Here is a 23,298-nt window from a genome sequence, read left to right as displayed (position 1 = left end):
GTGAAGGGTGAAGCAGTTTGAAATTTAACCGGGTTTTTACCGCTTTCACGTTACCAATCCTCCGTCACCGAAAATACGGAGGTTTGGGTATGATCGACTGGCCCAGGGTCAGCCAACTAAGGGATGAGGTCGGCGCCAGCGAATTTGATGAGGTGGTCACAATTTTCCTGGACGAGGTGCAAGAGGCACTAGCCCGCCTGCGCGCCGACACAAACCGCGACGGGTTCGAACGAACCCTGCACTTTCTGAAAGGCGGCGCGCTGAGCCTTGGTTTCAAAACCCTTGCAACGCTCTGCCAGGATGGTGAAAGGCAATCGGCGCAGGGGCAAAGTCAAATGGTGAATGTCGCGCAGATATTCAAGGCGTTCGAAACCTCATGCGCCGAGTTCAAGTCCGGTTTGAGCAACTTGAAAGGGCTATAGCTTTATGGGGAATTTCTCGGGAAACCGGAACTTTCGCAAGGTGACGTCCATTTTCCGATCATGGGTGAAATAGCCATCATTCATGGCCATCAATGATTTCAAGGCATCCTGACGGCACAGCTCGACACTTTCCGTCATTGGGAATTCTGCGCAGCGTAACAATTCCCGTGTCAACCGCCGGTGTCGCCGTGATCGTCTGCGCCAGCCTACGATCCCCACGGATTGTCCCGGCGTACTGGCAATCTCAACCCCACCCGCCATCGAGTCATCCACCAACGGAGACCTCTCCTGTTCCCGTCGGTGCAACTCGTCCAGGTTGCCATAGTGAAAATGCATGTTGAACAGGCCCGGAAGCAGGTCGAAACTGTCATTCATCACCCCATGCCCGCCGGTTCCGAAGGACACGCGCCGCTGGACAAGGCAAGGTTTGGAATAGGGGACCTCGAACAGGCAGAATTTATCGGGTGAAAACAGCGTTTCCTGATCACTGCCCTGCGTTGCCACCAGATTGAACCCCACCGCCCCGGCCGCGTTTTCCTCGAAGTCGAACTTGTAGTCCAACAGTGCAGATCCGTCCGCCGTTACCAGCAATTCGTCGCAATCTGCCACGATCACCCGGTCATAGAACTGCGTCAGCATGGCCGAAAAATCCGACAACATGCGCCAGCGGGCGTAGTCAAAGCTTTGATGCAGCCCGTCGCGCAGAATGGCGATGACGTTGCAGCCCTGCCCGATCCGGTCAATCTCGGGATCAGCACCGTGGGACAGGATATACACATTCTCGGGGCCAAGCTGAGTTGTGTAGTAGGCGACCCATTTCTCAAGGTACCAATAATCGCGCCATACCATGGTCACTGCTGCAAGCGGCTTCATCTGTGCACTTTCCGGTCCTGTTCACCTGAACGTGCCTAGGCGAAAACCAGAAGGCAAACAAGGCGGTCGGCGCGCTTGCAATCAGATCACGAACTGCGCCAGCGTTTCGTCCTCGGTGATATCGGTATAGGTGAACCCAGCCTCGTCCAGATGCGCAAACAAGCGGGCGAAATTCTCGGGTTTGCGCGTTTCAATCCCTATCAGGACCGAGCCGAAATTGCGGGCCGATTTCTTCATATATTCGAACCGGGCGATGTCATCCTCAGGGCCGAGGATATTGAGAAACTCTTTCAGCGCACCCGGACGTTGCGGCAGGCGCAGGATGAAGTATTTCTTGACCCCCGAATAACGCTGCGCTCTCTCTTTCACTTCCGGCAATCGCTCGAAATCGAAGTTGCCACCCGAGGTCACGCATACGACGGTTTTGTCTCGGATAAAGCTTTGAATGTCGCCCAGCGCCTCGATCGCCAATGCACCTGCGGGTTCCAGCACGATGCCTTCGACATTCAGCATTTCGATCATGGTGGTACAGATACGGTCCTCGGACAAGACATGCACGTCAGACAAGTGGCGCGATTTCAACAGCTCGAACGGTTTCGCGCCGATTTTTCCGACGGCCGCTCCATCAACAAAATTGTCTACGTGATCCAATGCAACCGGATGCCCGGCCGCCATAGCTGCGTGCAGGCAAGCCCCACCCTTGGGTTCGACAAACAGGCAATGGGTGCGGTCCCCGAACCACGTTGCCACGCCCGAGGACATCCCGCCCCCGCCCACCGGCAGGATCACGTGATCTGGTATTTGGCCCAGCTGTTCTTCGATCTCAACCGCCAGAGAGGCCTGCCCTTCGATCACGTCCTCATCGTCGAAGGGCGACAGGAAATGTCCACCCTCCTGCGCACACCACGCTTGTGCCGAGGACAGAGTATCGTCGAAATAGTCGCCGGTCAGGTGGATCTCGATATTGTCGCCACCAAAGATTCGGGTTTTCTGGATTTTCTGCTGCGGAGTCGTCACTGGCATGAAGATCACACCGCGCACGTTCAAATGTTTGCACATGAAGGCCACGCCCTGCGCGTGATTGCCCGCGCTGGCACAGACGAACAGGTCCTGTCCTTGCTGCTTGCGCATCGCATTGAACGCGCCCCGGATTTTGTACGACCGCACGGGGCTGAGGTCTTCACGCTTCAGCCAGATATCTGCACCGTAACGGTCAGACAGATGGGCATTCCGCTGCAACGGCGTCGCCGGAAAGACTGAGCGCATCGCCTGTTCGGCAGCGCGGGCGCGGGTCATGAAATCACTCATGACCCGTTCAGTGGCCGATCCTGACTAAAAGAGCAAGGAATACATATGTGTACGCAGCTTCACCGCAGCTCGCGTTTCTCCACAAACACGCCGAACATAGTGGTCAGGATGCTGACATTAACCATCGGCAACACCAGTGTTCCGAAAAACAGCGCCAGCAAGGCACCCAAAATCGGAACGAAAGCCAGTGCCGATATTACAAACTGAATAAGCATATGAAAAATTGCTCCCACGATCACCAACACAATGATCGCCCCACTGGACCCAACAGTGCCAGCCCACGCTTGGCCAAGCGTCAAAGGCCGCCCAATGGCCGCCGCAGGAAGAATGATCGACAAGCGATAAAATGCGATGAACACGAAGATTGAAAAGCCCACCATAGCGATCAGGGCCAACACGCGCCCTCCGGTAGCCGTTGCAAGAAAACTAAGGGGCACAAAGGCAAGCGCAACGAGCGCAACAAGCAGGCCAATCAAAATCAACCGTCCCAGATAGGCAAGGATTCTGTCGAACCGGAATGTCGGGAAAAGACCCCGAGGGTATTCCTCAAGCAGTATGAACCGGTGCCACGACACAGCGATCCAGAACATCGTCACGATGAAAATAACCGCCAAGCAAAGGAAAAACAGAACAACCGAGCCAGAAGGTTCAGTCGAGTCGGCATCAAGTTGGTCCAATGGGACATCCAGCACAAAAAACAAGCCGATCAAAAGCGCTGTCGCCACGATGGCCGGACCAAGTGTGATCTGCAAAACCTGTTTGAGATTTCCAAAAACCATTCGCACCGAGTGCATAAAAATCTGCCAACCCAACATCGTAAAATCTGTCCCTTCAACCAATTCGTGTTTTATGTGCGAATGTTTCACCCGAAATCAGGCAGCCCGTCAACGCAGATAACTTGCCCCGCGCGGCAAAACCCGTTAGGGGCCAGTCGTTCTACGCATAAAGGGAAGTCAGATGTCCGCGCCCAAGAAAGTTGTTCTGGCCTATTCCGGTGGCCTTGATACCTCGATCATTCTGAAATGGTTGCAGACCGAATATGGTTGTGAGGTCGTCACCTTCACCGCCGATCTGGGTCAGGGTGAAGAGTTGGAACCAGCTCGCCAAAAGGCCGAGATGCTGGGGATCAGCCCCGAGAACATCTTTATTGAGGATATTCGCGAAGAGTTCGTCCGTGATTTCGTCTTCCCCATGTTCCGCGCCAATGCCCAGTATGAGGGTCTGTACCTGCTGGGCACGTCGATTGCGCGGCCTCTGATCTCGAAGCGTCTGGTTGAGATCGCTGCCGAAACCGGGGCCGACGCCGTGGCGCATGGCGCGACCGGCAAGGGCAACGATCAGGTGCGGTTCGAATTGGCTGCTTACGCTCTGAACCCAGAAATCAAGGTGATCGCACCTTGGCGTGAATGGGATCTGACCAGCCGGACCCGTCTGATCGAATGGGCCGAAGCGCATCAAATTCCGATCGCCAAGGACAAACGCGGCGAGGCCCCGTTCTCGGTCGATGCGAACCTGCTGCACACCTCGTCCGAGGGCAAGGTTCTGGAAGACCCCGCCGATATGGCACCCGACTACGTCTATCAGCGCACAGTCCATCCCGAAGACGCCCCGAACGAGCCCGAGTTCATCGAAATCGGCTTTGAAAAAGGCGACGCGGTCAGCATCAATGGCGAGGCGATGAGCCCGGCTACCATCCTGACCAAGCTAAACGAATATGGAGGCAAGCACGGCATTGGCCGTCTGGATCTGGTCGAAGGCCGGTTCGTTGGTATGAAATCGCGCGGCATCTATGAAACGCCAGGCGGCACAATCCTGCTGGAAGCGCACCGTGGTATCGAATCCATCACCATGGACCGCGGCGCGATGCACCTGAAAGACCAGCTGATGCCGCAATATGCCGAGCTGATCTATAACGGCTTCTGGTACTCACCCGAGCGTGAGATGCTGCAGGCCGCCATCGACAAGAGCCAGGAACATGTCACCGGCACCGTCCGCGTGAAACTGTACAAAGGTCTGGCCTCGACCGTAGGCCGCTGGTCGGATCACTCGCTGTATTCCGAAGCGCATGTGACCTTTGAGGAAGATGCCGGTGCCTATGACCAAACCGACGCGGCGGGCTTCATCCAGTTGAACGCGCTGCGCCTGAAGCTGCTGGCCGCGCGTGAAAAGCGTCTGTCGAAGTAATCAAAACCGATCTTTGATGGAACCCGGCGCCCGAAACGGCGCCGGGTTTTCTTGTGCCATCACTGCCACGTCAGTTCCCGTTGGGTCACCCTTGCCTGACGTCGCGCTTTACCTTTACGCAAAGGTCAACCGAGGAGGAACACCATGTTGCAAGAGATCGCGGACGGCATTCAAAAAGGTCTGACCGGCAAGAATTTTGACGGCTCGCTGAAGTTCGATTGCGGAGAGGACGGTGTCATCGTTCTGGCCGATAATCAAGCCACGACGCAGGATCAGGATACCGACTGTACGATCCGCATTTCCAGGGACAATCTGACCAAGCTGCTAACCGGGAAACTGAACCCGATGACAGGCGTCGCGTTGGGCAAGCTCAAGATTTCGGGAAATATGGGCGTGGCGATGAAGCTTGGGCAGTTGCTGGGATAAACTCGTCTCACCACCGCGTGACAAACCATGTCAGCGGATTGCATGAGACGAAAAGAGAGGGCAGCTTTGATCTCAGAAGGAGACCTGCCATGACTCGCATCGCTTATCTCGACTACGTCAAACCGACGCTTCTTTTTGCTTTGATTACGATCGCAGCCTTGCTGCGTGCAGCCCCTGCGCCCGCCGCCGGGACCGAAACCCTAACCGTTGCCGGAGGGTGTTTCTGGTGTGTCGAATCCGATTTCGAATCTGTCCCCGGCGTGATCGGAGCGGTTTCGGGCTTTACAGGCGGTCAGGTGGCCAACCCCACTTATGATCAGGTGTCCAAAGGTGGCTCGGGCCATTATGAGGCCGTGCAGATCACGTTCGATCCGGCTCGCGTTTCCCGTGAAACCCTGCTGAACATGTTCTTCCGCTCGGTCGACCCCACGGATGCTGGCGGTCAATTCTGTGACCGAGGTGACAGCTATCGCACCGCGATTTTCGTCTCTAACGCAGGCGAAAAAGCCAAGGCCGAAGCAGCCAAAGCCGACGCCCAACGCGCCTTGGGCCAGACGGTCGTAACGCCGATCCTGCAAGAAGGCGCGTTTTATCCGGCAGAGGAATACCATCAGGACTACTACAAGGGCGACAAGCTGGTCTTCACCCGGTTCGGCCCAAAGCGTCAGAAGAACGCCTATAAGGCCTACCGCAAAGCCTGCGGCCGCGATGCCCGCGTTAAACAGCTTTGGGGTGGCGACGCACCCTTTGCCGGGTCTTAATCGAACCGCGCCTCCCGGACCTCTTTGAGGTCCGGTATTACATCCGCCGTACCGTGCCGCGTGACCATCAGGGCCGCGGCACGATTTGCTTGGGTGATCGCCTGCGCCATTGGCATCCCGCGATCCATTCCGGCCAGAACATACCCCGTAAATGTATCGCCCGCACCCGTAGTATCCACAGCATGCACCTTGTGGGCCGGAAAATCCGAGACCTCTCCACGGTGATAGTACCGCGCGCCCTCGGCACCCAGTGTGACAATCACATGTTCAATCTGAAGGTCCGTTACAGGTTGACCGGTGGCCTCGCGCAGCTGCTCGGCCTCGACCGCGTTGAGGATCAAAAAATCCAGATATGGCAGCACGGCCTGAACGGACTCTGCCTGAAACGGAGCAGCAGCATAACAGACCGTCAGGCCCAGCTCGCGTCCCATCTTCGCCGCCTCAACCTGCAGATTGGTTTCGTTCTGCATCACCAACAGATCGCCTTGCGACGCAGATGACAGCGCTTGCCCCAGTTGATCCTGTGAAATCGCATGGTTCGAGCCCTGAAACAGGATGATATTGTTCTCACCCTCGGCATCCACGGCGATGATCGCATGGCCCGTCGGCACATCCACCTGCGCGATATGGCGAGTATCGACGCCATATTCCGTCAACCGATCCCGCGCCCAGCGCCCATCGAACCCGACGGCCCCGATATGTGCAATCCGCGCCCCGGCTCGGGCCGAAGCCACGGACATGTTCGCACCCTTGCCGCCCAGAAACCGGTCGAGCCGATTGGCCGAGAGCGTTTCCCCCGGTCCGGGAAGGTGCGGCACATCATAGATCATATCCGCATTGATCGAGCCGAGGTTCCAGATCGTCATGGTTTGCCCGAAATGTCACACGAGGCCAGAATGGCCATGTTCAGGATGTCATTCGCCGTCGAGACGGTCGAACAGATTTGAATCGGCTTGTCGATCCCAGACAGGATCGGGCCAATCACGGTCGCGCCGCCCATCTCCTGCATCAGCTTGGTCGAGATCGAGGCAGAGTGCCGCGCGGGCACGATCAGGATATTGGCTGGGCCGGTCAAACGCTGGAACGGATAGCCCGCCTGTTGATCCACATTCAGGGCCACATCCACGGTCATCTCGCCTTCGTATTCGAAATCGACGCCGCGCTGATCCAGAACCGCAGGCGCACGGTGCATCTTTTCGGCGCGTTCCGACACCGGATAGCCAAAGGTCGAGAAACTGACGAAGGCAACGCGTGGTTCAAGCCCCATATGGCGCGCAACGGCGGCTGAGCGTTCGGCAATATTTGCCAGATCATTCTCATCCGGCCATTCATGGACCAGCGTATCGCCGATCAGAACAATCCGCCCCTTGTGCAAAAGGGCCGTCACACCCGCTGCTCCGTGCGCGGCGTCGGCGTCAAACACATGGTTGATCCGGTCCAGCACATGCGCTGACTTGCGCGTCGCCCCCGTGACCAGACCATCGCCATGGCCATGGGCCAGCATCAGCGAAGAAAACACATGCCGGTCGCGCGCGGCCAAACGGTGAATATCCTTGCGGTCGAACCCTTTGCGTTGCAGACGCTGATAAAGAAAATTCGAGTAGGTCTCGAGATGGTTGGTATTGGCAGCATTCACCACCTCCAACTCGCGCACGGCATCGCCCAGACCGGCCTCTTCCAGCTTTTGCTTCACGTCATCGGGGCGCCCCACAACCAGTGCCTTGCCAAAGCCCGACCGCTGATATGTCACTGCGGCGCGCAGCACGCGAGGGTCGTCGCCCTCGGCAAAGATCATCCGGCTTTGCGCGGCGCGGGCACGGGCGTTCAGACCACGTAGGATGCTGGCGGTCGGGTCCATGCGGGATTTTAGGCTCAGCTCATAGGCGTCCATGTCAATGATCGGACGCCGCGCTGCGCCGGTATCCATCCCAGCCTTGGCCACGGCAGGTGGAATGCGGTGGATCAAACGCGGGTCGAACGGCGTGGGGATGATATAGTCGCGCCCGAATGTCAGCGATTTGCCATAGGCCATGGCGACCTCATCCGGCACATCCTCGCGCGCCAAATTTGCCAACGCGTGGGCACAGGCAATCTTCATCTCGTCATTGATGGCGCGGGCGTGGATATCCAGCGCGCCGCGGAACAGGTAGGGAAAGCCCAACACGTTGTTCACCTGATTGGGGTAATCGCTGCGTCCTGTGGCGACGATGGCATCGACGCGGACCTCATGCGCTTCTTCCGGGGTGATCTCAGGGTCGGGGTTTGCCATAGCGAAGATGACAGGGTTGTCGGCCATCGAGGCAACCATATCCTGCGTCACCGCGCCTTTGACCGAAACGCCCAGGAAGACGTCTGCGCCTTTCATCGCCTCTTCCAGCGTGCGCAGGTCCGTGGTGATCGCATGGGCCGATTTCCACTGGTTCATCCCCTCGGTCCGGCCTTGATAGATCACGCCCTTGGTGTCGCAAACGATGCAGTTCTCATGCCGAGCGCCCATGGATTTGAGCAGCTCAATACAGGCGATCCCCGCCGCACCTGCCCCGTTCAGAACGATCTTCACGTCCTCAATCTTCTTGCCCGAGATATGCAGCGCATTCAGCAGACCCGCTGCACAGATCACCGCGGTCCCGTGTTGGTCATCGTGGAAGACTGGAATATCCATCTCTTCCTTCAGGCGCTGTTCGATGATGAAACACTCGGGCGCCTTGATGTCTTCAAGGTTGACGCCGCCGAAGGTCGGCCCCATGAGTTTCACCGCACGGCAGAATTCATCCGGGTCCTCGGTATCCAGCTCGATATCGATCGAGTTCACATCGGCGAAGCGTTTGAACAGAACGGCCTTGCCTTCCATCACCGGCTTACCGCCCAGTGCACCAAGGTTCCCAAGGCCCAGAACTGCCGTCCCGTTCGAGATCACAGCCACCAGATTGCCCTTGTTGGTATAGTCATACGCCGTCTCGGGCGCGGCAGCGATGGCCTCACAAGGCACCGCGACACCGGGACTGTAGGCCAGCGACAGATCGCGCTGCGTGGTCATGGGAACGGTGGCCTGCACCTCCCACTTGCCGGGGGTGGGGTCCAGGTGAAAGGCCAGTGCCTCTGCTTCGGTGATCTTCGTTTTGGGCATCTTTTAGGTCGTTTCCATGACTTCGGGGCTTATGCGTCATAGCGCAGGCAGGGCTGCGCCTCAACGACAATACGTTTTCACCTTTCGTCACGGTTGGGGGATTTGTAAGGTCGCGACCGGAAGACGCCAAGAGGGGGCCGCTTTTGTCCACAGTCACGCCGATGATGGCGCAATATCTTGAGATCAAAGAGGCCCATTCAGACGCCCTGCTGTTCTACCGCATGGGCGATTTCTATGAGATGTTTTTCGAGGATGCGGTGAACGCCGCCGAGGCGCTGGACATTGCCCTGACCAAACGCGGCAAGCACAACGGGGCCGACATCCCGATGTGCGGCGTGCCGGTTCATGCCGCCGAGGGCTATCTGCTGACGCTGATCCGCAAAGGCTTTCGCGTGGCCGTATGCGAACAGATGGAAAGCCCGGCTGAGGCAAAGAAAAGAGGCTCTAAATCGGTCGTTCGGCGCGATGTTGTGCGTCTCGTGACGCCCGGCACACTGACCGAGGACGCCCTGCTTGAGGCCCGCCGCCACAACTTTCTGGCCGCTTACGCCGAGGTCCGGGATGAGGCCGCTTTAGCCTGGGCCGACATTTCCACCGGGGCGTTTCACGTAATGCCTTTGACATCCGTTCGGCTCAGCCCTGAGCTGGCGCGGTTGGTCCCGTCCGAGTTGATCGTGGGCGACGGGATGGAACAGGCGTTGAACGAGACGGTCCGTGATCTGGGCATTTCGCTTACCCCCATCGGGCGCGCCAGTTTCGACAGTACAGCTGCGGAAAAACGCATATGTGGGCTGTTTCACGTAGGTGCCTTGGATGCGTTCGGTAGTTTTAGCCGGGCCGAAGTGTCCGCCATGGGTGCGCTGATCGATTATCTTGAGATCACCCAAAAGGGCAAATTGCCCTTGCTGCAAACACCGCTCAAGGAATCCGAGGACCGCGTGGTGCAGATCGACGCCGCCACGCGCCGCAATCTGGAACTCACACGATCCCTGTCAGGTGGGCGCGCCGGATCACTACTTTCTGTGGTTGACCGCACAGTGACGCCGGGCGGCGCGCGACTGCTGGAGCAGCGCCTGTCCAGCCCGTCCCGCAATCTGGACGTGATCCATGCGCGACTCGATGCGGTGGCTTTCGCGACCGAGGACAGCCTGATCGCGTCAGATCTGCGCGAGGCGCTGCGCAAAACCCCCGATCTGGACCGCGCCCTGTCGCGCCTGTCACTTGAACGCGGCGGGCCACGCGATCTGGCCGCAATCCGCAACGGCCTGACGCAGGCGGCCGCGATTGCTGAAATCTGTGAGGCGCAGGATCTGCCCGTTCTGCTCTCGACCGCATTGCAAAACCTTGTAGGGTTCGACGATCTACTAAACCTTCTGGACGAAGCATTGGTGGCCGAGCCACCCCTTCTGGCCCGCGACGGAGGCTTCATCGCCCCCGGTTTCGACGCAGAACTGGACGAAGCGCGCACCCTGCGCGATGAAGGTCGATCCGTCATCGCTGGATTCCAGCAGAAATACGCGGAACATACCGGCATCACGTCGCTGAAAATCAAGCACAACAACGTGCTGGGCTATTTTATCGAAACAACGGCCACACATGCCGAAAAAATGCTGAACCCGCCGTTCTCTGAGACCTATATCCACCGCCAGACCACCGCGAACCAAGTACGGTTCACTACGGTCGAACTGTCCGAGATCGAAACTCGCATCTTAAACGCAGGAAACATGGCGCTTGAGATTGAAAAACGGCTCTATCAAAGGCTTTCTTGCGATATTCTGACCCTCGCCGCCCGTCTCAACCAAGCTGCCCGAGGGCTGGCAGAACTGGACCTGACCACCGCGCTCGCCGATCTGGCGCGGGGTGAAAACTGGTGCCGCCCACAGGTCGACAGCTCGCGCGCGTTCAACGTGCAAAGCGGTCGCCATCCGGTCGTGGAACACGCGCTGCGCCAGCAATCGGGTGATGCTTTCATCGCCAATGACTGCGATCTGAGCGCCGATCAGGGGGCCGCGATCTGGCTGCTGACCGGTCCCAACATGGCCGGTAAGTCAACCTTCTTGCGCCAAAACGCGCTGATCGCCCTGCTAGCCCAAATGGGCAGCTATGTCCCAGCAGAACAGACCCATCTCGGCGTGGTCAGCCAACTGTTCAGCCGGGTCGGAGCCTCCGACGATCTGGCCCGCGGCCGCTCGACCTTCATGGTCGAAATGGTCGAAACCGCCGCCATCCTCAATCAAGCCGACGACCGCGCGCTGGTTATTCTGGATGAAATTGGCCGCGGCACCGCCACTTATGACGGCCTCTCGATCGCCTGGGCCACGCTGGAGCACTTGCACGCCGCCAACCAATGCCGCGCGCTGTTTGCCACCCACTACCACGAACTCACAGCACTGGCCGGAAAACTCGAAGGCGTCGACAACGCCACCGTCGCTGTCAAGGAATGGCAGGGCGAGGTGATCTTCCTGCATGAGGTCCACAAAGGCGCCGCCGACCGCTCCTATGGCGTGCAGGTCGCACAGTTGGCGGGCCTCCCAGCATCTGTCGTCGATCGCGCCCGAACCGTCCTTGAACAACTGGAAAAAACCGAACGCGAAGGCGGCAAGCAAAAAGCGCTGATTGACGACCTACCACTTTTCTCAGCTGCGCCACCACCTCCACCACACACGCCGAAACCCTCGCCGGTCTCAGACATGCTGCAAGATATCCTGCCGGACGAACTCACTCCACGCGAAGCACTCGACCTGATCTACAAACTAAAAGAGGCGGCCAAAAACTGACCGCCCCTTCTTCTGTTCAAAAATACCTCCGCCGGAGGCTTGGCCTCGCAGAGGCCAATCAGCTCGCAGGTGTCGACGACACTCCAACCTGCGCCGGACGCAGCAAACGGTCATGTAGCATGAATCCTTCAGCCGAGACCTGAATGATGTCGCCCGCCTTGGTGCCAGGAACCGGGGCTTCGAACATCGCCTCATGCATGTTTGGATCAAACCGATCCCCAACTTCCGGCGTGATCACCACAATCCCATGTTTTTGGAATACATCCTTCAGTGCGCGCATGGTCAGTTCCACGCCTTCTATCAAACCAGCAGCCACTTCTTTCTGCTCATCGGTCGCAGCCTCAAGCGCGCGTTTCATGTTATCGTAAACCGGCAGCATGTCACGGGCCAGCTTCGACCCACCATACTGTTCCGCATCGCGACGGGCCTTATCGCCACGTTTCCGCGCGTTCTCCGCATCCGCCAGGGCGCGCATGAACTTGTCCTTGAACGCATCTCGCTCGGCGCGCAACGCGTCGATCTCAAGCTCTTCTTCGCTAATCTCAACAAGGTCCTCGGCCAGCTCTTCCGCTTCGGCCATTGCGATATCGTCCAGAAAATCTTCGTTTTTGGGCTCTGCCATCTCTTACCCTCTAGCTCCGGTCGGAAATCAGCTTGCCGACCAGTTGCGCCGTATAATCCACGATCGGCACGATCCGTCCATAGTTCAGTCGCGTGGGTCCAATAACCCCGACCGCACCGATTATCTTACGATCAGCGTTCATATATGGAGACACCACCAAAGAGGAACCCGAAAGTGAGAAAAGTTTGTTCTCAGAGCCGATAAAAATGCGTACACCCTCGCCATCTTCGGTCAATTCAAGGAATTCGGCGATGTCACGCTTACGTTCCAGATCGTCAAACAGGGTGCGAATGCGGTCCAGCTCTTCAACTTCGCCCGAATCCGCCAGCAGATTCGCCCGCCCCCGCACGATCAACCGGGCCGAGTCGCCTCCGTCCCCGTCCCAGGCCGCGATTCCGCTTTCGACCATGTCACGCGCCAGAACATCAATTTCCTGTTTACGCGCGTCGATCTGAGACAGCATCTGCTTGCGCACTTCGCTAATCGTGCGGCCCTCAATCAGCGCGTTCAGGAAATTCGCCGCCTCGCGCATGGAACTCGGCGTCTGCCCCGGCGGCGGAGTGAACAGGCGGTTTTCCACGTGCCCGTCCGAAAACACCAGCACCACCAAAGCGCGGTCATGGCCCAGCGAGACAAACTCGATATGCTTGATCTCGGCCTCATGCTTGGGCGTCAGCACCAGTGACGCACCTTGTGTCACGTGTGACAAGGCCGATCCCACCCGGTCCAGCATTCCGCCCACATCGCCCGTGTTAGAGCCTAATGTCTCATTCAGCTTCTGCCGATCGTCGGCGCCCAGATCGCCAACCTCAAGCAACCCGTCAACAAACATTCGCAGCCCCTGCTGCGTCGGAATCCGCCCTGCGCTTACATGAGGGCTGTCCAGCAGGCCCAGAAACTCCAGATCCTGCATCACATTGCGCACCGTAGCGGCGCTGACTTTCTCCGACAAGGTGCGGGTCAGGGTGCGGCTGCCCACCGGCTCGCCGCTCTCCAAATAGCTTTCGACGATCAACCGGAACACTTCGCGCGAGCGGTCGTTCATCTCATTCAGAATATTACTTGCTTCGCTCATCGGCGGCCCCCTGCTGGATCGTCATTAAATCGCAGGTAAATGAAAGGTCAATCGGGGTTGCATCGTAACGCCACGGGGCGGTATCCCAAAGCCAGCAAACAAAGGAAATTCCATGCGACCCTCAGGACGTAATCTAGACGAAATGCGCGCTGTTTCCATCGAGACAGGTTTCACCAAACATGCCGAAGGGTCTTGCCTGATCAAGATGGGCGACACCCATGTGCTGTGTACCGCCACGATCGAGGACCGCGTGCCGCCCTTTATCAAGGGCTCGGGCCTTGGCTGGGTGACTGCCGAATACGGTATGCTGCCCCGCGCGACCAACACGCGTATGCGGCGTGAGGCGGCCTCAGGCAAGCAAGGCGGTCGCACCGTGGAAATCCAGCGCCTGATTGGCCGCGCCCTGCGCGCCGGTGTCGACCGGGTGGCGCTGGGTGAACGACAGATCACTGTCGACTGCGATGTCATTCAGGCCGATGGCGGCACCCGCTGCGCCTCGATCACCGGCGGTTGGGTCGCGCTGCGTCTGGCGGTGAACAAGCTGATGAAAACGGGCGATGTGATTTCCGATCCTCTGGTCGATCCTGTCGCCGCCGTGTCTTGTGGCATCTATGCCGGTCAGCCGGTGCTGGATCTGGACTACCCCGAAGACAGCGAAGCCGGTGTGGATGGCAACTTCATCATGACCGGCTCGGGCAAGCTGATCGAAGTACAGATGAGCGCCGAAGGCTCGGTCTTTAGCCGCCCGCAGATGGATCAGCTGATGGATCTGGCCGAGAAAGGCGTCGGCGAACTGGCAGCGGCACAGAAAGCCGCCACCGCATGACCCGCAAGTTCGACAGCGACAGGCTGCTGGTCGCCACGCACAACAGAGGCAAGCTTGAGGAGATGGCGCATCTTCTTGAGCCCTTTGGCGTGACCGTGATCGGCGCGGGCGAGATGAACCTGCCCGAACCGGAAGAGACAGAGGATACCTTTGTCGGCAATGCCCGGATCAAGGCGCATGCCGCGGCCAAAGCGACCGGCCTGCCTGCCCTGTCGGACGATTCCGGGATCACCATCGACGCGCTGAACGGCGCACCCGGCGTCTACACTGCCGATTGGGCCGAAACTGGCAATGGCCGGGATTTCCTGATGGCGATGACCCGCGCTCATAATGAGTTGGACACCAAAAACGCCCCCCACCCGCGTACTGCCCAGTTCCGCAGCACCCTGGTGCTGGCCTGGCCCGACGGTCATGACGAAGTGTTCGAGGGCATCGCCCCCGGCCATCTGGTCTGGCCCATTCGCGGCGAAGGCGGGTTTGGATATGACCCGATGTTTGTTCCCGACGGCTATGACATTACCTTTGCCGAGATGGATCGCTGGGAAAAGAACAAGATCAGCCATCGCGGTCGCGCGGTGGAGATGTTCGTGAAGGGCTGCTTTGGCGGATGATTGGCGCAACGGGGGCTTTGGCCTGTACGTGCACTGGCCCTTTTGCGAGGCCAAATGCCCCTATTGTGATTTCAACAGCCATGTATCGCGTAATATCGATCAAAAACAATGGCTTGAGGCATATCTGACCGAGTTGCGTCGCTCTGCCACAGAAACGCCCAATCGCGTCCTGAACACGATCTTCTTCGGTGGCGGCACCCCATCCCTGATGGACCCCGACACCGTCGCCGCTGTGATTGATGAGGCCCGCGCCCTGTGGCGGCCCGCCAATGACATGGAAATCACGCTTGAGGCCAATCCCGGCTCGGTCGAGGCTGGGCGCTTCGCTGCCTATCGTGATGCCGGCGTGAACCGGATCTCGATGGGGGTACAAGCGCTGAACGATGAAGATCTGCGTCGTCTGGGCCGTATCCACACGGTGGCCGAGGCCCGCGCCGCCTTTGATATCGCCCGTAATTGCTTTGACCGCGTCAGTTTCGACCTGATCTATGCCCGCCAGCATCAAACGTTGGACGATTGGCGCGCGGAACTAACCGAAGCCCTGTCGATGGCCGTTGATCATCTGTCACTGTACCAACTGACGATCGAGGAAGGCACCGCCTTTGGCGACCGTTACGCGGTGGGCAAACTGCGCGGCCTGCCCGAGGATGACCACGCCGCTGACATGTACCTCGCCACGCAGGAGATTTGTGAGGCCCACGGCCTGCCCGCCTATGAAGTGTCAAACCACGCCCGACCAGGCGCGGAGTCGCGGCACAATCTGATCTATTGGAACTACGGGGATTATGTGGGCATCGGACCCGGCGCTCATGGGCGCATCACGGTTCATAACACCAAATACGCCACTGAAACCTACTTGTCGCCCACCGCGTGGTTGACCGCTGCCCTCAAGGGATCGGGTGAAAAGGAACGCACCGCGCTCAGCCCGCAAGATCAGGCAAATGAATACCTTATGATGGGGCTACGTGTTTCGGATGGTCTAGATATAGATCGCTACAGTGCACTATCATCGTATGAGCTGCCACATGGCAAACTCAACGATCTGAGTGAAATCGGCATGGTCGAGGTGCAAGACCGTCGGCTTAAGGCCACCAAAAACGGACGCGCCGTGTTGAATGCCGTTATCCGGGAATTGCTGGGGTAGCATGCAGTATCTTTGGGCTACTCTGGGATTGATTTGCGTGGCGCTTGCAGTCATCGGTGTCGTGCTGCCACTGCTACCGACCGTCCCGTTCCTGCTGTTGGCCGCCTTCTTCTTCGCGCGCTCATCGTCCCGTTTGCATAATTGGCTGATCACACATCGCACGTTCGGCCCAATGATTATTGATTGGCAAAGCTCCGGCGCCATTCGTGCAAGTGCAAAAAAAGCGGCAACCGTGTCGATTGCCGCCGTTTTTGGAATTTCAGTCCTGATTTCTGTACCGGGGTACGTTCTTGCAATCCAGGCGATCGTTTTGGGCGCTGTGCTAACCTTTATCTGGACCCGCCCTAACGGCTGAGCTTGGCGCAAAGATCGTCGAGTTGATCCAGGTTTTCATAGGTTAATACAACCTGCCCCGTCTCGGTCCCCGCTTTATGGTTGATGACAACCTTCATCGCCAGAATGGCTGACAGATCCTTTTCCAATGCCCGCGTATCCGCATCCTTCCCTGCATCCAGATTACGCGCCCGAGGGACCGGTTTGGCTTCATTCGGCTGCTGTTGTTTCTTAACCAACGCCTCGGTCGCGCGGACTGAAAGGCCATCGCGGATCACAATTTTCGCCAGCTCAGTTGGGTTTTCGGCGGTAATCAACGCCCGCGCATGGCCGCCGGACAGCTTTCCCTCGACCACGAAATGCTGCACATCCATTGGCAATGACAGCAATCGCAGCAGGTTTGCGATATGGCTCCGGCTTTTACCCAGAGCCTCGGCCATTTTTTCCTGCGTATGGCCAAAGCGGTCCATAAGCTGTTTGTAACCCGCGGCCTCTTCTACAGCGTTCAGGTCAGCACGCTGGATATTCTCAATTATCGCGACTTCCAGAACCTCGGTGTCGTCGAAATCCCGCACAATAACTGGAATTTCATGCAGTTGCGCCATCTGCGCAGCGCGCCAGCGCCGCTCACCAGCGACAATCTCATAATCACCTTCCGAGATTTCACGCACGATCAAAGGTTGGATAATGCCCTTTTCCTTGACCGAAGCCGCCAGTTCATCCAGTTGCTCTCGTGAAAAAGTACGGCGCGGCTGGTTCGGATTGGCGTGCAGTTTTTCAATCGGGACTTTCATGTCCGGGCGGCGTGGTTCGGACATGACGCGGCCTTCGGTTTCCTGCGTTACATCCGCCATCAATGCAGACAATCCGCGCCCCAACCCCCGAGGTTTCGATTTCTTTGCTGCCACTGTGACCTCCTACCGCCATTCAGGCGGCTTTTTTATTCTTATGCATGACCTCGCGCGCCAAGTGTCGGTACGCCATCGCCCCTAAGGACCCAGAATCATATTGCAGAACTGGCAAAGCGTAAGACGGAGCCTCGCTGACCCGAACATTTCTGGGTATCTTGGTTTTAAATACCATCTCACCCAGATTGTCACGCGCGTCTTTTTCCACCTGACGGGACAAGTTGTTGCGGTTGTCATACATAGTCAGCACAACACCTTCGATTCTGAGGTCGGGGTTTGCGGTTTGCCGAACCTCTCGAATGGTCAGCATAAGCTGCGATAGGCCCTCAAGCGCAAAGAACTCACTTTGCAGCGGAACCAGCACAGAATGCGCTGCAACCATTGCGTTGACGGTTAAAAGGTTCAGCGAAGGCGGGCAATCGATCAGAACAAAGTCAAACCCAAACTTGTCGATAGCGGTTTGACGCAATGCGTCATGAAGCAGATAGCTGCGTTTTTCGTTGGAAATAAGTTCGATATCAGCCGAACTTAGATCCACAGTCGCCGGGATAACAAAAAGCCCACCAATTTCTGTTTCCTGAACGACCGCCTCCAGCGGTGCATCATCCAGGATCAGATCATATGTCGTCCAATCCCGGTCTTCGACACCTAAACCGGTGGACGCGTTGCCCTGCGGGTCCAAATCGACCACGAGAACTTTGCATCCAGCTTCTGCCAGGCCCGCAGCGAGGTTGATCGCAGTTGTTGTCTTTCCAACACCGCCCTTCTGATTAGCTACCGCAATTATCCGAGGGCCAGAAGGACGAGACAAATCAACCACGAGAAACTCCTTTTATCTTAAGGATAACGGCTTGGGACTCGGTTAAACTTTTAATCGGCTCGGCATCGAAATTCCATTCCTCCTGCGCGTCCGACAGTTCTTTTTTCCACTTCGCGCCTTTCGGCAACAGGGCTGTCCCAGATTCGCCTAAATGCCTGTCGCAAAACGATAATAAGACCTTTAATTCTGCAAGCGCGCGGGCTGACAAAACATCGGCATTCAAGGGGTCAACGGATTCAATTCGTTTGGAAATTACCCGGCAATTCGTGCTGCATTCACGCGCCACATTTCGCAGAAATGCTGATTTTCTTTGATCACTCTCCACCAGTGTGAACAAGGCGTCCGGATATTCTTCCATAGCCAGAATCGCACAGACCATACCTGGAAATCCGCCCCCACTACCCAGATCAACCCAAGAATTGAAGCTGTCGGCGCAGCGATAAACTTGCACAGAATCTTTGATGTGCCGCTCCCATATGTCCTCCAGGCTGTTCCTCGAGACAAGATTTATGCTTTGATTCCACTTTTTGACCAAATCCACATAAGTGGTCAGCCGGGAAAATGTTTCACGTGAAACATTCAAGTCGTCCCTCATATCTTTCGCACTTTCTGGTCGCGGCGAAGTCTGGCCAAAACCAATGTCAGAGCTGCAGGCGTAACGCCTTCGACGCGACTAGCCTGACCGATATTCTCCGGCTTTGCTCGGGACAGCTTTTGTTTCATCTCTGACGACAGGCCTTCCAGGGCAAAAAAATCGAAACCCCTAGGAATTTCATAAGCTTCATCCCGGCGCATTGCTTCGACGTCTCTTTTCTGCCGCTCAATATAGTTCGCGTACAGCGCGTCACGCTCCACTTGTTGGCGGATATCAGGGTCAACGGCTTCCGAGCCCGAAATTAGTGGGATCAAATCCGAGTAATTGACTTTGGGAAACGCCAGAATCGCCATGCCATCTCGACGATTGCCGTCGTTATTAACCGAAATTCCTGCCGCGTTTATCTCTTTCGGCGTATATTTCCGCTTATTTAGCAACGACTTTGCCGCCGTTAACTTCTTCATCTTCTCGGAAAACACTTCTTCCCGTTTAGGTGTTACGCACCCCAGCTTAATTCCGACCGGCGTTAACCTCTGGTCTGCATTGTCTGCTCGCAATGACAGGCGAAACTCAGCACGAGACGTGAACATCCGGTAAGGCTCCGCGACTCCCTTGGTGGTAAGGTCGTCAATCATTACCCCTATGTAACTGTCTGCACGTGTAAAATGAACAGGTTCTCTATCCAAGGTGGCCAGGGCGGCATTTAGTCCCGCTACCAAGCCCTGAGCAGCCGCCTCTTCATACCCAGTGGTTCCATTAATTTGACCTGCCAAATATAAACCTGGCACAGATGGCAGAGACAGCGAGGAAGTTAACACACGAGGATCCACGTAATCATATTCGATCGCGTATCCTGGTTGCAGAATCTTGGCTTTTTCCAAGCCCTTAATAGACTGGACATATTCGCGCTGAATGCCCTGCGGCAACGAAGTTGAGATTCCATTTGGATATATTGTGTGATCATTGACCCCTTCCGGCTCCAGAAATATCTGGTGGGAGTCCTTTTCGGCAAATCGAACAATCTTATCTTCAATTGAAGGACAGTACCGCGGGCCAACGCCATCAATATGGCCGCCATACATTGCTGAACGCGCCAAGTTCTTTTCGATTATCTCGTGTGTTTGGGCATTCGTATGTGTAATACCACACGAGATTTGGGGAGCTACAACCGAACTGGACAAAAAAGAGAACAGGCTTGGTTCATCGTCTCCGTCTTGACGCTCTAGATCTGACCAATCAATCGTTCGTCCGTCCAATCTTGGCGGAGTGCCCGTTTTCAAACGACCAAGTGGTAACTCAAAGCTATCTAATCTTTCTGCCAATCGAACCGACGGTCTGTCGCCCATTCGTCCGCCCGGTTTGGCCTCATCCCCAATATGGATCACACCACGCAGAAATGTCCCGGATGTTAAGATCACTGCTTTTGCTCGGATTTCTGAGTCGTCCGCCAATCGGATACCGGCAACACGATCGGCGACGATCAGGAAATCAGTCACTTCACCGACAATAACGCTCAACCCTTGTTGAGCTTGAGTTTCTTTTTGCATTGCCGCCCGGTACAAAGTCCGGTCTGCCTGCGTTCGGGGACCTTGCACCGCGGGCCCCTTGCGACGATTTAGCAACCGAAACTGAATTCCGGCCCGATCTGCAACGCGCCCCATAACGCCGTCCATGGCATCGATTTCGCGTACTAAGTGGCCTTTGCCCAGCCCTCCGATTGCTGGGTTGCATGACATGACACCAATGTCGGCGGCTGACAAAGTCACCAACGCGGTATTCACACCCATCCGTGCGGCGGCGTGGGCTGCCTCGGTTCCTGCGTGGCCCGCGCCGATGACGATGACATCAAAATCCGAATGTTTCACGTGAAACACTCCTTACTTGCCCAAGCAGAAACTCGAGAATATTTCGTCCAACAAGTCTTCAACCCCGATCCTCCCAACCAGAGATTCCAACGTTCTGATAGCTGTGCGCATTTCTTCGGCAGCGATATCATACAGGTCTGGGCCTGATTCCAGAACCGAGATTGCCGCGTTCAAGGCCTGTTGCGCATTGATCAGCGCAACACGGTGCCTTTCTCGTGTCGCAATACCAGATGTCGTGGTTCGCGATGACAAAATACGCGATATACGGGCAACAAGTGCATCCACTCCGTGGCCTGTTTTCCCAGAAATGCCATTTTCACCCTCATCTCGAAGGTCGGATTTAGGGAAAACTTGGATATCTTCGGACTGAAACTGCACATCCAATTCGGACGGGTCAGCTGTCAGAAACACTCGCATATCCGCAGCTTCCGCCCGTTTCTTTGCCAACGCAATCCCCAATGATTCCACATGATCTTCGGTTTCGCGCAATCCGGCCGTGTCCAACAGTGTTACCGGCAGACCGTCCAAGTCCATCCGCACTTCGATCACATCGCGTGTAGTTCCGGCATATTCCGATGTTATCGCGGCTTCTCGCCCGGCCAGCGCATTCAGCAAAGTAGACTTTCCAGCATTGGGCAAGCCGACAATAGCAACTTCAAATCCTGTGCGAATACGTTCAGCAATCTTGACGCCTTCGGCTTCACGCATCAGGTCGGACATGACACCTTCAACTAAGGCCCGAACTTCAGGCGTGACATCGGTTGGCACCTCTTCATCCGCAAAATCGATCACGGCCTCAAGCAGGGACGCAGCACGGATCAGGTCGCGACGCCAACGCTCGGCAAGCTGCCCCAGACCCCCAGCTAGAATAGTCTGCGCCTGCTTGCGTTGCGCTTCAGTTTCCGCGTCGATCAAATCGGCAAGACCTTCGACCTGAGTCAGATCCATCTTGCCGTTTTCCAACGCGCGACGGGTGAATTCTCCGGGTTCAGCCAGGCGCAAACCATCGGTATCAGACAAACACCGCATCACAGCATTCACCGACGCAGTGCTACCATGAATTTGCAGCTCTGCGACGTCCTCACCGGTGAAACTGGCCGGAGCCTGGAACGTCAGCACCAACCCGTTATCCAGACGAGATCCATCCGGCCCGCGTAGCGTGCGAAAATTCATACCGCGCGCGGGAAGTTCCCCGCCCGTCAGATCCTTGACCGCCGAGTGCGCTAAAGGACCAGAGAGGCGTATAACCGCCACCCCTGCTTTGCCTTGCGCGCTGGCCAAGGCGAATATCGTATCCATTCGAAGGCCTCGCGTCCGTTAAGACCTGTGTCAGGTATTCATTGAATCGAAGAACTCGCCATTCGTCTTCGTCTGTTTCAACTTGGACAGCAGGAACTCGATCGCGTCGGTCGTCCCCATCGGGTTGAGGATGCGGCGTAGAACAAATGTTTTGGCCAGATCACCCTTGTCGACCAGCAGATCCTCTTTCCGGGTGCCCGATTTGAGGATGTCAATCGCCGGGAACACACGCTTGTCGGCGATTTTGCGGTCCAACACGATTTCCGAGTTACCCGTGCCTTTGAATTCTTCAAAGATCACCTCGTCCATCCTGCTGCCGGTGTCGATCAGCGCTGTGGCGATGATGGTCAGCGAACCGCCCTCTTCGATGTTCCGGGCCGCACCAAAGAACCGTTTGGGTCGTTGCAGAGCATTCGCATCCACACCACCGGTCAGAACCTTACCCGAAGATGGGACCACAGTGTTAAACGCCCTACCAAGTCTTGTGATAGAGTCCAAAAGAATCACAACATCTCGTTTGTGCTCAACCAGACGCTTAGCCTTTTCGATCACCATTTCCGAAACGGCCACGTGGCGCGTCGCCGGTTCATCAAAGGTCGAAGACACGACCTCACCCTTCACCGAGCGCTGCATGTCCGTCACCTCTTCGGGACGTTCATCGATCAGCAGGACGATCAGATAGCACTCGGGGTGGTTCTGTTCGATCGAGTGCGCGATGTTCTGCAGGATCACCGTCTTACCCGTCCGCGGAGGCGCCACGATCAGCGACCGCTGTCCTTTACCAATTGGTGCAACAAGGTCGATCACGCGAGCGGACTTGTCTTTGATGGTGGGATCTTCGATCTCCATCTTCAGACGTTCGTCTGGGTACAAAGGTGTCAGGTTGTCGAACAGGATCTTGTGCTTAGCTTTCTCGGGGTCTTCAAAGTTGATCTTTGTGACCTTGGTCAGCGCAAAATACCGTTCGTTGTCATCGGGCGCCTTGATTTCACCTTCAACGGTGTCGCCAGTGCGCAGCGAATGCAGGCGGATCATGTCAGGCGAGACATAAATGTCGTCAGGACCCGGCAGATAGTTTGCCTCGGGCGAACGCAGGAAGCCAAAACCGTCTTGCAGCACTTCCAGCACGCCATCGCCGCCAACGGTCCAGCCCTCATCCGCGCGTTCGCGCAGGATCTGGAACATCATCTCGCCCTTGCGCATGGTCGAGGCGTTTTCGATCTCCAGTTCTTCGGCCATCGCCAGAAGGTCTTTGGGGCTTTTGGCTTTCAGATCGGCCAGATTCAAGGATTCATTGGACATGATACAAACCTTCACCGCTG

At 56.9% G+C, this 23,298-nt stretch carries 22 protein-coding genes; 9 read left to right on the top strand and 13 right to left on the bottom strand.

Annotated elements, in window-relative coordinates; genetic code table 11:
• Positions 1-89: 89 nt before the first annotated feature.
• On the top strand, positions 90-422 hold the full coding sequence (locus tag GOV79_RS13875) for an Hpt domain-containing protein (RefSeq protein ID WP_170790214.1): 333 nt from the start codon (positions 90-92) through the stop codon (positions 420-422).
• On the opposite strand, the gene GOV79_RS13870 is transcribed toward GOV79_RS13875, so the two are convergent.
• The 3 genes from GOV79_RS13870 to GOV79_RS13860 all read right to left on the bottom strand — a co-directional run bounded on the left by GOV79_RS13870 (position 417) and on the right by GOV79_RS13860 (position 3,355).
• On the bottom strand, positions 417-1,295 hold the full coding sequence (locus tag GOV79_RS13870; protein WP_170790213.1) for a glycosyltransferase family protein: 879 nt from the start codon (positions 1,293-1,295) through the stop codon (positions 417-419). The two genes, GOV79_RS13875 and GOV79_RS13870, sit on opposite strands and share 6 nt — an antisense overlap.
• A gap of 81 nt (positions 1,296-1,376) precedes the next feature.
• Positions 1,377-2,603: a threonine ammonia-lyase IlvA gene (gene ilvA / locus GOV79_RS13865; RefSeq protein ID WP_170790212.1), complete on the bottom strand. Its 1,227-nt coding sequence runs from the start codon at positions 2,601-2,603 to the stop codon at positions 1,377-1,379.
• Between the two features lie 59 nt (positions 2,604-2,662).
• Positions 2,663-3,355: a hypothetical protein gene (locus GOV79_RS13860; protein ID WP_237218024.1), complete on the bottom strand. Its 693-nt coding sequence runs from the start codon at positions 3,353-3,355 to the stop codon at positions 2,663-2,665.
• Between the two features lie 205 nt (positions 3,356-3,560).
• On the opposite strand from GOV79_RS13860, the gene GOV79_RS13855 reads away from it, so the two are divergent.
• The 3 genes from GOV79_RS13855 (at position 3,561) to msrA (ending at position 5,974) form a co-directional block, all read left to right on the top strand.
• Complete coding sequence (locus GOV79_RS13855; protein WP_170786164.1) at positions 3,561-4,787, top strand: argininosuccinate synthase; 1,227 nt, start codon at positions 3,561-3,563, stop codon at positions 4,785-4,787.
• Positions 4,788-4,931: 144 nt separating this feature from the next.
• On the top strand, positions 4,932-5,213 hold the full coding sequence (locus tag GOV79_RS13850; protein ID WP_170786166.1) for an SCP2 sterol-binding domain-containing protein: 282 nt from the start codon (positions 4,932-4,934) through the stop codon (positions 5,211-5,213).
• A gap of 89 nt (positions 5,214-5,302) precedes the next feature.
• Positions 5,303-5,974, top strand: a complete 672-nt coding sequence (msrA, locus tag GOV79_RS13845) for a peptide-methionine (S)-S-oxide reductase MsrA (RefSeq protein WP_170786168.1) — start codon at positions 5,303-5,305, stop codon at positions 5,972-5,974.
• Here the strand turns inward: msrA and GOV79_RS13840 are convergent.
• The gene (locus tag GOV79_RS13840) at positions 5,971-6,840 is read right to left on the bottom strand and encodes a ribokinase (RefSeq protein WP_170790210.1); all 870 of its coding nucleotides are present in this window, start codon (positions 6,838-6,840) and stop codon (positions 5,971-5,973) included. The two genes, msrA and GOV79_RS13840, sit on opposite strands and share 4 nt — an antisense overlap.
• Positions 6,837-9,101, bottom strand: a complete 2,265-nt coding sequence (locus GOV79_RS13835) for an NADP-dependent malic enzyme (protein ID WP_170786172.1) — start codon at positions 9,099-9,101, stop codon at positions 6,837-6,839. Before GOV79_RS13835 ends, GOV79_RS13840 begins: the two co-directional genes overlap by 4 nt.
• A 161-nt stretch (positions 9,102-9,262) precedes the next feature.
• Between GOV79_RS13835 and mutS the strand changes: the two genes are divergently transcribed.
• Positions 9,263-11,878: a DNA mismatch repair protein MutS gene (gene mutS, locus GOV79_RS13830; RefSeq protein WP_170790296.1), complete on the top strand. Its 2,616-nt coding sequence runs from the start codon at positions 9,263-9,265 to the stop codon at positions 11,876-11,878.
• Positions 11,879-11,936: 58 nt separating this feature from the next.
• On the opposite strand, the gene GOV79_RS13825 is transcribed toward mutS, so the two are convergent.
• Positions 11,937-12,500: a nucleotide exchange factor GrpE gene (locus GOV79_RS13825; protein WP_170771360.1), complete on the bottom strand. Its 564-nt coding sequence runs from the start codon at positions 12,498-12,500 to the stop codon at positions 11,937-11,939.
• Between the two features lie 10 nt (positions 12,501-12,510).
• A complete protein-coding gene (gene hrcA, locus GOV79_RS13820) occupies positions 12,511-13,575 on the bottom strand; it encodes a heat-inducible transcriptional repressor HrcA (protein WP_170790209.1) in 1,065 nt (354 codons plus the stop codon).
• Positions 13,576-13,687: 112 nt separating this feature from the next.
• On the opposite strand from hrcA, the gene rph reads away from it, so the two are divergent.
• From rph to GOV79_RS13800, 4 genes are read left to right on the top strand one after another with little or no spacing between them, the layout of a single operon-like run.
• On the top strand, positions 13,688-14,401 hold the full coding sequence (gene rph, locus GOV79_RS13815; protein WP_170790208.1) for a ribonuclease PH: 714 nt from the start codon (positions 13,688-13,690) through the stop codon (positions 14,399-14,401).
• On the top strand, positions 14,398-15,012 hold the full coding sequence (rdgB, locus tag GOV79_RS13810) for an RdgB/HAM1 family non-canonical purine NTP pyrophosphatase (RefSeq protein WP_170790207.1): 615 nt from the start codon (positions 14,398-14,400) through the stop codon (positions 15,010-15,012). Before rph ends, rdgB begins: the two co-directional genes overlap by 4 nt.
• The gene (gene hemW / locus GOV79_RS13805; RefSeq protein ID WP_170790206.1) at positions 15,002-16,156 is read left to right on the top strand and encodes a radical SAM family heme chaperone HemW; all 1,155 of its coding nucleotides are present in this window, start codon (positions 15,002-15,004) and stop codon (positions 16,154-16,156) included. Before rdgB ends, hemW begins: the two co-directional genes overlap by 11 nt.
• 1 nt (position 16,157) lies before the next feature.
• Positions 16,158-16,511, top strand: coding sequence for a YbaN family protein (locus GOV79_RS13800; RefSeq protein WP_170790205.1), 354 nt, complete (start codon positions 16,158-16,160; stop codon positions 16,509-16,511).
• Here GOV79_RS13800 and GOV79_RS13795 read toward each other — a convergent pair.
• The 6 genes from GOV79_RS13795 to rho are packed head-to-tail and all read right to left on the bottom strand — an operon-like array spanning position 16,501 to position 23,278.
• On the bottom strand, positions 16,501-17,397 hold the full coding sequence (locus tag GOV79_RS13795) for a ParB/RepB/Spo0J family partition protein (RefSeq protein WP_170786179.1): 897 nt from the start codon (positions 17,395-17,397) through the stop codon (positions 16,501-16,503). The genes GOV79_RS13800 and GOV79_RS13795 overlap by 11 nt on opposite strands.
• Before the next feature lie 19 nt (positions 17,398-17,416).
• On the bottom strand, positions 17,417-18,217 hold the full coding sequence (locus GOV79_RS13790) for a ParA family protein (protein ID WP_170786181.1): 801 nt from the start codon (positions 18,215-18,217) through the stop codon (positions 17,417-17,419).
• Positions 18,210-18,812, bottom strand: a complete 603-nt coding sequence (rsmG, locus tag GOV79_RS13785; protein WP_170790204.1) for a 16S rRNA (guanine(527)-N(7))-methyltransferase RsmG — start codon at positions 18,810-18,812, stop codon at positions 18,210-18,212. The genes GOV79_RS13790 and rsmG overlap by 8 nt, the downstream gene beginning before the upstream one ends.
• Entirely contained in the window at positions 18,809-20,677 is a 1,869-nt protein-coding gene (gene mnmG / locus GOV79_RS13780; protein ID WP_170771341.1) for a tRNA uridine-5-carboxymethylaminomethyl(34) synthesis enzyme MnmG, read from the bottom strand. The genes rsmG and mnmG overlap by 4 nt, the downstream gene beginning before the upstream one ends.
• Positions 20,678-20,689: 12 nt before the next feature.
• A complete protein-coding gene (mnmE, locus tag GOV79_RS13775; protein WP_170790203.1) occupies positions 20,690-21,976 on the bottom strand; it encodes a tRNA uridine-5-carboxymethylaminomethyl(34) synthesis GTPase MnmE in 1,287 nt (428 codons plus the stop codon).
• A gap of 30 nt (positions 21,977-22,006) precedes the next feature.
• Positions 22,007-23,278: a transcription termination factor Rho gene (gene rho / locus GOV79_RS13770; protein ID WP_170771337.1), complete on the bottom strand. Its 1,272-nt coding sequence runs from the start codon at positions 23,276-23,278 to the stop codon at positions 22,007-22,009.
• Positions 23,279-23,298 lie beyond the last annotated feature (20 nt).

This window comes from Ruegeria lacuscaerulensis, from assembly GCF_013034745.1.
Taxonomy (GTDB): domain Bacteria; phylum Pseudomonadota; class Alphaproteobacteria; order Rhodobacterales; family Rhodobacteraceae; genus Ruegeria; species Ruegeria lacuscaerulensis_B.
This window is presented reverse-complemented; position numbering and strand designations above follow the sequence as displayed.

Coding starts and splice junctions, on each gene's coding strand:
- GOV79_RS13825 (WP_170771360.1), bottom strand. CDS start 12,500: ATGGCAGAGCCCAAAAACGAAGATTTTCTGGACGATATCGCAATGGCC.
- GOV79_RS13875 (WP_170790214.1), top strand. CDS start 90: ATGATCGACTGGCCCAGGGTCAGCCAACTAAGGGATGAGGTCGGCGCC.
- GOV79_RS13870 (WP_170790213.1), bottom strand. CDS start 1,295: ATGAAGCCGCTTGCAGCAGTGACCATGGTATGGCGCGATTATTGGTAC.
- ilvA (WP_170790212.1), bottom strand. CDS start 2,603: ATGAGTGATTTCATGACCCGCGCCCGCGCTGCCGAACAGGCGATGCGC.
- hrcA (WP_170790209.1), bottom strand. CDS start 13,575: ATGAGCGAAGCAAGTAATATTCTGAATGAGATGAACGACCGCTCGCGC.
- mnmE (WP_170790203.1), bottom strand. CDS start 21,976: ATGGATACGATATTCGCCTTGGCCAGCGCGCAAGGCAAAGCAGGGGTG.
- GOV79_RS13855 (WP_170786164.1), top strand. CDS start 3,561: ATGTCCGCGCCCAAGAAAGTTGTTCTGGCCTATTCCGGTGGCCTTGAT.
- GOV79_RS13840 (WP_170790210.1), bottom strand. CDS start 6,840: ATGACGATCTGGAACCTCGGCTCGATCAATGCGGATATGATCTATGAT.
- rho (WP_170771337.1), bottom strand. CDS start 23,278: ATGTCCAATGAATCCTTGAATCTGGCCGATCTGAAAGCCAAAAGCCCC.
- GOV79_RS13800 (WP_170790205.1), top strand. CDS start 16,158: ATGCAGTATCTTTGGGCTACTCTGGGATTGATTTGCGTGGCGCTTGCA.
- GOV79_RS13835 (WP_170786172.1), bottom strand. CDS start 9,101: ATGCCCAAAACGAAGATCACCGAAGCAGAGGCACTGGCCTTTCACCTG.
- rph (WP_170790208.1), top strand. CDS start 13,688: ATGCGACCCTCAGGACGTAATCTAGACGAAATGCGCGCTGTTTCCATC.
- rdgB (WP_170790207.1), top strand. CDS start 14,398: ATGACCCGCAAGTTCGACAGCGACAGGCTGCTGGTCGCCACGCACAAC.
- rsmG (WP_170790204.1), bottom strand. CDS start 18,812: ATGAGGGACGACTTGAATGTTTCACGTGAAACATTTTCCCGGCTGACC.
- msrA (WP_170786168.1), top strand. CDS start 5,303: ATGACTCGCATCGCTTATCTCGACTACGTCAAACCGACGCTTCTTTTT.
- mutS (WP_170790296.1), top strand. CDS start 9,263: ATGATGGCGCAATATCTTGAGATCAAAGAGGCCCATTCAGACGCCCTG.
- GOV79_RS13850 (WP_170786166.1), top strand. CDS start 4,932: ATGTTGCAAGAGATCGCGGACGGCATTCAAAAAGGTCTGACCGGCAAG.